This window comes from Bacillus cereus group sp. BfR-BA-01381 (assembly GCF_022663555.1).
Classification (GTDB): Bacteria; Bacillota; Bacilli; order Bacillales; family Bacillaceae_G; genus Bacillus_A; species Bacillus_A pacificus.
This window is the reverse complement of the sequence record NZ_JAKUFR010000035.1, coordinates 43,659-49,866: the sequence shown is the minus strand read 5'-3', so window position 1 is coordinate 49,866 and position 6,208 is coordinate 43,659. Positions and strand designations below refer to the sequence as shown.

The following is a 6,208-nucleotide window of genomic DNA, read 5'->3' as shown; positions in this document are numbered from 1 at the left end:
AAAATGAACGATACAGTAAAAGTTGCATAAGAAATAATAGCCATACCAACATGTACGTATACAAGCTCCGAAACTAATTGCTCTGCAAGTACCGGCGACATCTTTCCAAGCGGCGTAAAAATAGAAAAAGCGCTTACGCCAAATGCAACAACATTTGTAAAAAAGACTAAAAAATCGATTCTCATAAATCGATTAATGACTAACGACATCGTAATCAATAGCCAAACATAAAAATAAATGCCCGATAATAAGGTTAAAAGAGGGTTCGTTTCTGAATCTGTAGCTCTAAGCAACATAAAAATAGAATGCAGAACCCATACAATCGAAAGTAACCAAAAAGCAAATCGGTTCGCCTTTCGGTTACTTTGGAAATAATCTATAAAATATAAACTAATGCTACAAGCATATAAAATAATTGCGATATGATAAATAATACTGTTATTTAAAAAACTCATCCGATCATCCTTCCAAATTATAAAGATGGAACGGATGGTGTCCACGCTCTTTTATGTTCTACTTCTTCCGCACGACTCTCTACGTCTTCCATTTCTAAATCGAAAATCTTTGCAAATAACGCTAATTTTTCGTCTGCTCCCTCTTCAGCAGCTATTTCTTTCGCTACTAGAATTGGGTCTTTTAATAATTGATTAATAATACTTTTCGTATGCTTACTAATTACTTTTCTCTCACGATCACTAAGATTTGGTATTTTTCGTTCCAGACTTTCCATCGTTTCACTTTGGATAGCAAGTGCCTTATCACGAAGAGCTGATATTAACGGAACGACACCAAGTGTACTTAACCACGTTTTAAATAAAACAATTTCCTCTTCAATCATAAATTGAATTTTCTCTGCTTCTTTCAAACGCTCAACACGGTTTGCTTCTACTACTCCTTGCAAATCATCAATGTCATACAAGAAAGAACCTTCTAGCTCATCAATTGCTGGATCAATATCACGCGGCACTGCAATATCAACCATAAATAATGGCCGACCAGAGCGCATTTTCTCTACCTTTGTCATCATCTCTTTCGTAATGACATAATCCGATGCACCAGTTGAACTAATTAAAATATCAGCTTCTAATAATGCACATTGTAATTCACTTAAAGGTTTTGCGTGTCCCATATATTTCTCAGCCATTATTTCTGCTTTTGAAAGCGTTCTATTCATGACTGTTACTTTACGAGCACCACTTCCATATAAGTTTTGCAGTGCAAGTTCACCCATTTTACCAGCACCGAGAATAAGCACGTGACAATCTGTTAACTCGCCGAATATTTTTTTCCCTAGCTCAACAGCAGCATAACTAACAGACATCGCACTTTCACCAATTGTCGTTTCTGAGTGAGCACGTTTCGCTAATGTAATGACTTGCTTAAACAATTCATTAAAAATTGTCCCTGTTGCTTTTACTTGCTGCGCTTCTAAAAAGCTATCTTTTATTTGACCTAAAATTTGCGTCTCTCCAACTACCATAGAATCTAAACCGCACGTTACGCGGAATAAATGATCTATTGCACCATCTTGTTCAAAAATAGTTAAATATGGTGCGACTTCTTCTATTTCAAGCTGAAACCAATCAGCTAAAAACTTCTTAATATAATACCGTCCCGTGTGTAATTGATCGACAACAGCGTAAATCTCAGTGCGATTACAAGTTGATACAATGACATTCTCTAACACGCTCTTTTGCTTTTGTAATGTCGTCATTGCTTGCTCTAGTTCTGCTGCCTGAAATGTGAGTTTCTCACGAAATTCTACAGGGGCTGTTCGATAATTTACACTAACAACAAGAATATGCACGCAGCATGTCCCCCTTCACCCGTTTTATCACTTTATCTACTATCATAATACAACTTTCCTCTTATGAATCTGACAATCGTGTGAACAACCGATTATTTTTTTATTTATTCTCCATATGTAAGAAAGGAGATTCTGTAAAATAAATAAAAATTTTCTACTTTATAATGATTATAAAATAATAACTCTATTTGTACGTTACCAAAAAAAGTCCTCATAATCAAGTGATGGAAACTATTCCATATGAATTATAACATCATCTTTCCTATCTTCTTTCATCATGAAGAAAAATATGTATGATTGTTCCAAATTGTAGCACAAACTTTCTCAATACAATGTATTTGACATTGTATTTCTTTTTCGTTATATTGGTTTTACAAAATTAAATTGCGCACAACTTAATTAGAAAGGAGTTATGTATGACAGAGGATTCTTTACATCTAGATAACCAACTTTGTTTTTCTATTTACGCCTGTTCTAGAGAGGTTACACGCTTTTACCGACCATATTTAGAAGAAATGGGCATTACGTATCCACAGTACATTACTTTGCTCGTACTATGGGAGCAAGATGGACTAACAGTAAAAGAAATTGGAGAACGTCTATTTTTAGATTCCGGTACGTTAACACCTATGCTAAAACGAATGGAATCATTAAACCTTGTAAAACGCGTTCGTTCCAAAGAAGATGAACGAAAAGTATGTATTGAATTAACGGAACAAGGTAAAGATTTACAAGACAAGGCTTGTTCGTTGCCGACAACGATGGCAACCAATTTAGGAATTACAGAACGAGAATATCGTTCTTTATTAATTCAATTAAATAAACTAATTGAAACAATGAAAACAATTAATGATAGAAAAGGGGAATAAACATGGATAAATTATATACTGCTTCAGTAACTGCTACAGGTGGAAGAAACGGAAAAGTAGTTTCAGATGATGGCATATTAAATCTTGATGTAAAAATGCCGAAAGCACTAGGTGGTGCAGGCGGAGAGGCAACAAATCCAGAACAACTATTTGCTGCTGGTTATGCTGCTTGTTTTGATAGTGCATTACAACTTGTCATTCGTACAAAACGTGTAAAAGTAGAAAGTACAGAAGTAACTGCTCACGTTTCTATCGGAAAAGATACAGACGGTGGTTTCGGCCTATCCGCTGTACTTGATGTACATGTTGCCGGCATCTCACATAGCGAAGCACAAGAACTTGTAGAAGCCGCTCACGGTGTATGTCCTTACTCTAAAGCAACACGAGGAAATATTGAGGTTACATTAAACGTACGCTAAAAAAATTAATAAATAAAAAAAACGCGCGACATTCGTCACGCGTTTTTTGTTTTTGTCATTTTATGAATAGCCTTCCATGCTTCTTCTTTTCCAAGTCCTGTTTCAGAAGAGAATAGAACAATTTCATCGCCAATTTCAACAGCAAGCGTTTCTTTTACAACTTTTAAATGCTTTTGCCATTTCCCTTTCGGAATTTTATCGGCTTTCGTCGCAATAATAATTGTTGGGATTTCATAATGCTTTAAGAAATCATACATCATCACGTCATCGCTTGTTGGTTTGTGACGTAAATCAACTACTAATACAGCTGCGTCCAATTGTTCACGCGTTGTAAAGTAAGTTTCAATCATCTTGCCCCATGCTGCGCGTTCTGATTTAGATACTTTCGCATATCCATAACCTGGAACGTCAACAAAATGCATCATTTCATTGATTAAGAAAAAGTTCAACGTTTGCGTTTTTCCTGGTTTAGAAGAAATACGCACTAACTTTTTACGATTTAAAATTTTATTAATAAAGGAAGACTTCCCGACATTTGAACGACCTGCTAATGCAATTTCCGGTAAATCACTGTCTGGATATTGTTCTGGTTTAACAGCACTAATTACAATATCTGCTTTTGTTACTTTCATTGTTTCACTCCTACTAATGCGTGCTCCAATACTTCATCTAAATGAGATGCAAGCACAAACGTAAGGTTTTCTTTTACGCTCTCTGGAATATCATCTAAATCTTTCTCATTTTCCGCCGGTAAAATAATCTTTGTTAAACCTGCGCGGTGAGCACTTAATGTTTTTTCTTTTAAACCACCAATCGGTAATACACGACCACGAAGTGTAATTTCACCTGTCATCCCCACTTCTTTACTTACAGGAATACCTGTTAGTGCAGAAATAAGTGCTGTTGCCATCGTAATACCTGCTGACGGTCCATCTTTTGGAACTGCTCCTTCTGGAACATGAATATGAATATCATTTTTCTCATGGAAATCAGGATCAATCTGAAGCTCTTCTGCACGAGAACGAATATAGCTAAACGCTGCTTGTGCAGATTCTTTCATAACATCCCCAAGTTTCCCTGTTAAAATTAATTTCCCTTTACCTGGCGCTACAGACACTTCAATCGCAAGTGTATCGCCACCCGCTGCTGTATACGCTAACCCTGTTGCCATACCAACTTGGTCTGTTTTCTCAGCTTGCCCATAACGGAATATGTGCTTGCCAAGTAAATCAACAACATTTTTCTCTGTTACTACAATACGCTTGCGCTCTGCTGTAACGATAATCTTTGCTGCTTTACGACAAACTTTTGCAATTTGGCGCTCTAGTGTACGAACACCAGCCTCACGTGTATAATAGCGAATCATTTCAAGAAGCGCTTCATCACGTACTTGTAAATTACCTTTTCGTAAGCCATGCTCTTTTAATTGTTTCGGCAATAAATGTTCACGGGCAATGTGTACTTTTTCAAGTTCAGTATAACCAGCAATCGAAATAATTTCCATACGGTCAAGCAATGGACCTGGAATACTTGAAAGTGTATTTGCAGTTGCTACAAACATAACCTTGGATAAATCATATGGTTCTTCAATGTAATGATCACTGAAGTTATGGTTTTGTTCTGGATCTAACACTTCAAGTAATGCGGCTGATGGATCTCCACGGAAATCGTTAGACATTTTATCAATCTCATCTAATAAAAAGACTGGATTAACTGATTTCGCCTTTTTCATACCTTGAATAATGCGTCCTGGCATTGCTCCAACGTACGTACGGCGGTGACCACGAATTTCAGATTCATCACGTACACCACCAAGGGATACACGGACAAAATTACGATTTAATGATGTTGCAATGGAACGCGCTAACGAAGTTTTTCCGACCCCAGGAGGTCCTACTAAACAAAGGATAGGTCCTTTTAATGAATTTGTTAACTTCTGTACCGCTAAATATTCAAGTACGCGCTCTTTCACTTTCTCAAGACCGTAATGATCTTTGTTTAAAATCTCTTCAGAATGAGCAAGATTAATCATATCCTCTGTTGCTTCTGTCCACGGAAGCGCTAATAACCAATCGATATAATTTCGAATTACACCGCTCTCCGCAGAACTTGCTGGTAACTTTTCATAACGATCTAATTCTTTCAGCGCAGCCTTCATTGTTTCTTCAGGCATTCCTGACTGTTCAATTTTCTCACGAAGTTCTTCAACTTCCCCGCCCTTACCTTCTTTATCGCCAAGTTCAGTTTGAATCGCCTTCATTTGCTCACGTAAGAAATATTCTTTTTGCGTGCGCTCCATTGAACGTTTCACTTTTTGTCCAATTTTCTTTTCTAAACTAAGTAATTCTTGTTCATCTTGAATAATTGAAATAAGTGTATGTAATCGTTCTTTCACAGATATAATCTCTAAAATCTCTTGTTTCTGCTTCGTTTTAATTGGCAAGTGAGAAGCAGTTAAATCAGCTAATCTTCCTGGCTCTTCTACATCAGCTACCGTTGCAAATGTTTCATTTGAAACTTTTTTCGAAACTTTAATATATTGTTCAAAATGCTCCAGTAATGTACGCATAAGGGCTTTCTCTTCTAAATCAGCTTCCACTTCTTCCGTTATCGTTTTAATAGAAACTTGCACTACATTTTCTTCTTCGATAAACTCTACTACTTCTGCTCTATGTAAACCCTCTACAAGGACACGAAGCGTACCGTTCGGCAATTTTAACATTTGCTTCACTTTCGCCACTGTACCTACACTATATATGTCATCTTCTTTCGGATCATCGATATTCATTTCTTTTTGCATTGCTAAAAAGATGATATTTTCATCCATTGCCGCCTGCTCTAGTGCTTGTATCGATTTATCACGTCCTACATCAAGATGCAGAACCATCGTTGGATATACGAGAACGCCTCTTAATGGTAGGAGGGGCACGATTCTTTCATTCGTATTCATACTAGACATAGCACCTCCATAATAAATTAAACTCCTGTTCAACTATTTTATATTACAATACATCTAGATGCAATTGCAGAGATTCTCCGCAACTGTAAATCCCTCGTTTTTTCTCCCTTGTAAAAGAAAAAAGACCCCGCTTAAGCATACAAACTTAAACGAA

The 6,208-nt window shown here is 36.7% G+C and carries 6 protein-coding genes; 2 read left to right on the top strand and 4 right to left on the bottom strand.

What is annotated here, in order from left to right; all coding sequences use genetic code 11:
• Positions 1–455: cytochrome c biogenesis protein (locus MR079_RS14170; RefSeq protein WP_242294170.1), on the bottom strand; the 455-nt coding region annotated here is incomplete at its 3' end.
• A gap of 17 nt (positions 456–472) precedes the next feature.
• Entirely contained in the window at positions 473–1,807 is a 1,335-nt protein-coding gene (hemA, locus tag MR079_RS14165) for a glutamyl-tRNA reductase (protein WP_139866511.1), read from the bottom strand.
• A gap of 416 nt (positions 1,808–2,223) precedes the next feature.
• Between hemA and MR079_RS14160 the strand changes: the two genes are divergently transcribed.
• Positions 2,224–2,676 (top strand): MarR family winged helix-turn-helix transcriptional regulator, encoded by a 453-nt coding sequence (locus MR079_RS14160; RefSeq protein WP_139866510.1) that lies wholly within the window; start codon positions 2,224–2,226, stop codon positions 2,674–2,676.
• A 2-nt stretch (positions 2,677–2,678) separates the two neighbouring features.
• The gene (locus MR079_RS14155; protein ID WP_139866509.1) at positions 2,679–3,095 is read left to right on the top strand and encodes an organic hydroperoxide resistance protein; all 417 of its coding nucleotides are present in this window, start codon (positions 2,679–2,681) and stop codon (positions 3,093–3,095) included.
• Positions 3,096–3,130: 35 nt separating this feature from the next.
• Here MR079_RS14155 and ysxC read toward each other — a convergent pair whose 3' ends face one another.
• On the bottom strand, positions 3,131–3,727 hold the full coding sequence (ysxC, locus tag MR079_RS14150; RefSeq protein ID WP_048531469.1) for a ribosome biogenesis GTP-binding protein YsxC: 597 nt from the start codon (positions 3,725–3,727) through the stop codon (positions 3,131–3,133).
• Positions 3,724–6,054 (bottom strand): endopeptidase La, encoded by a 2,331-nt coding sequence (gene lon, locus MR079_RS14145; protein ID WP_139866508.1) that lies wholly within the window; start codon positions 6,052–6,054, stop codon positions 3,724–3,726. The genes ysxC and lon overlap by 4 nt, the downstream gene beginning before the upstream one ends.
• Between the last annotated feature and the right edge of the window lie 154 nt (positions 6,055–6,208).

Coding starts and splice junctions, on each gene's coding strand:
- MR079_RS14160 (WP_139866510.1), top strand. CDS start 2,224: ATGACAGAGGATTCTTTACATCTAGATAACCAACTTTGTTTTTCTATT.
- MR079_RS14155 (WP_139866509.1), top strand. CDS start 2,679: ATGGATAAATTATATACTGCTTCAGTAACTGCTACAGGTGGAAGAAAC.
- ysxC (WP_048531469.1), bottom strand. CDS start 3,727: ATGAAAGTAACAAAAGCAGATATTGTAATTAGTGCTGTTAAACCAGAA.
- lon (WP_139866508.1), bottom strand. CDS start 6,054: ATGTCTAGTATGAATACGAATGAAAGAATCGTGCCCCTCCTACCATTA.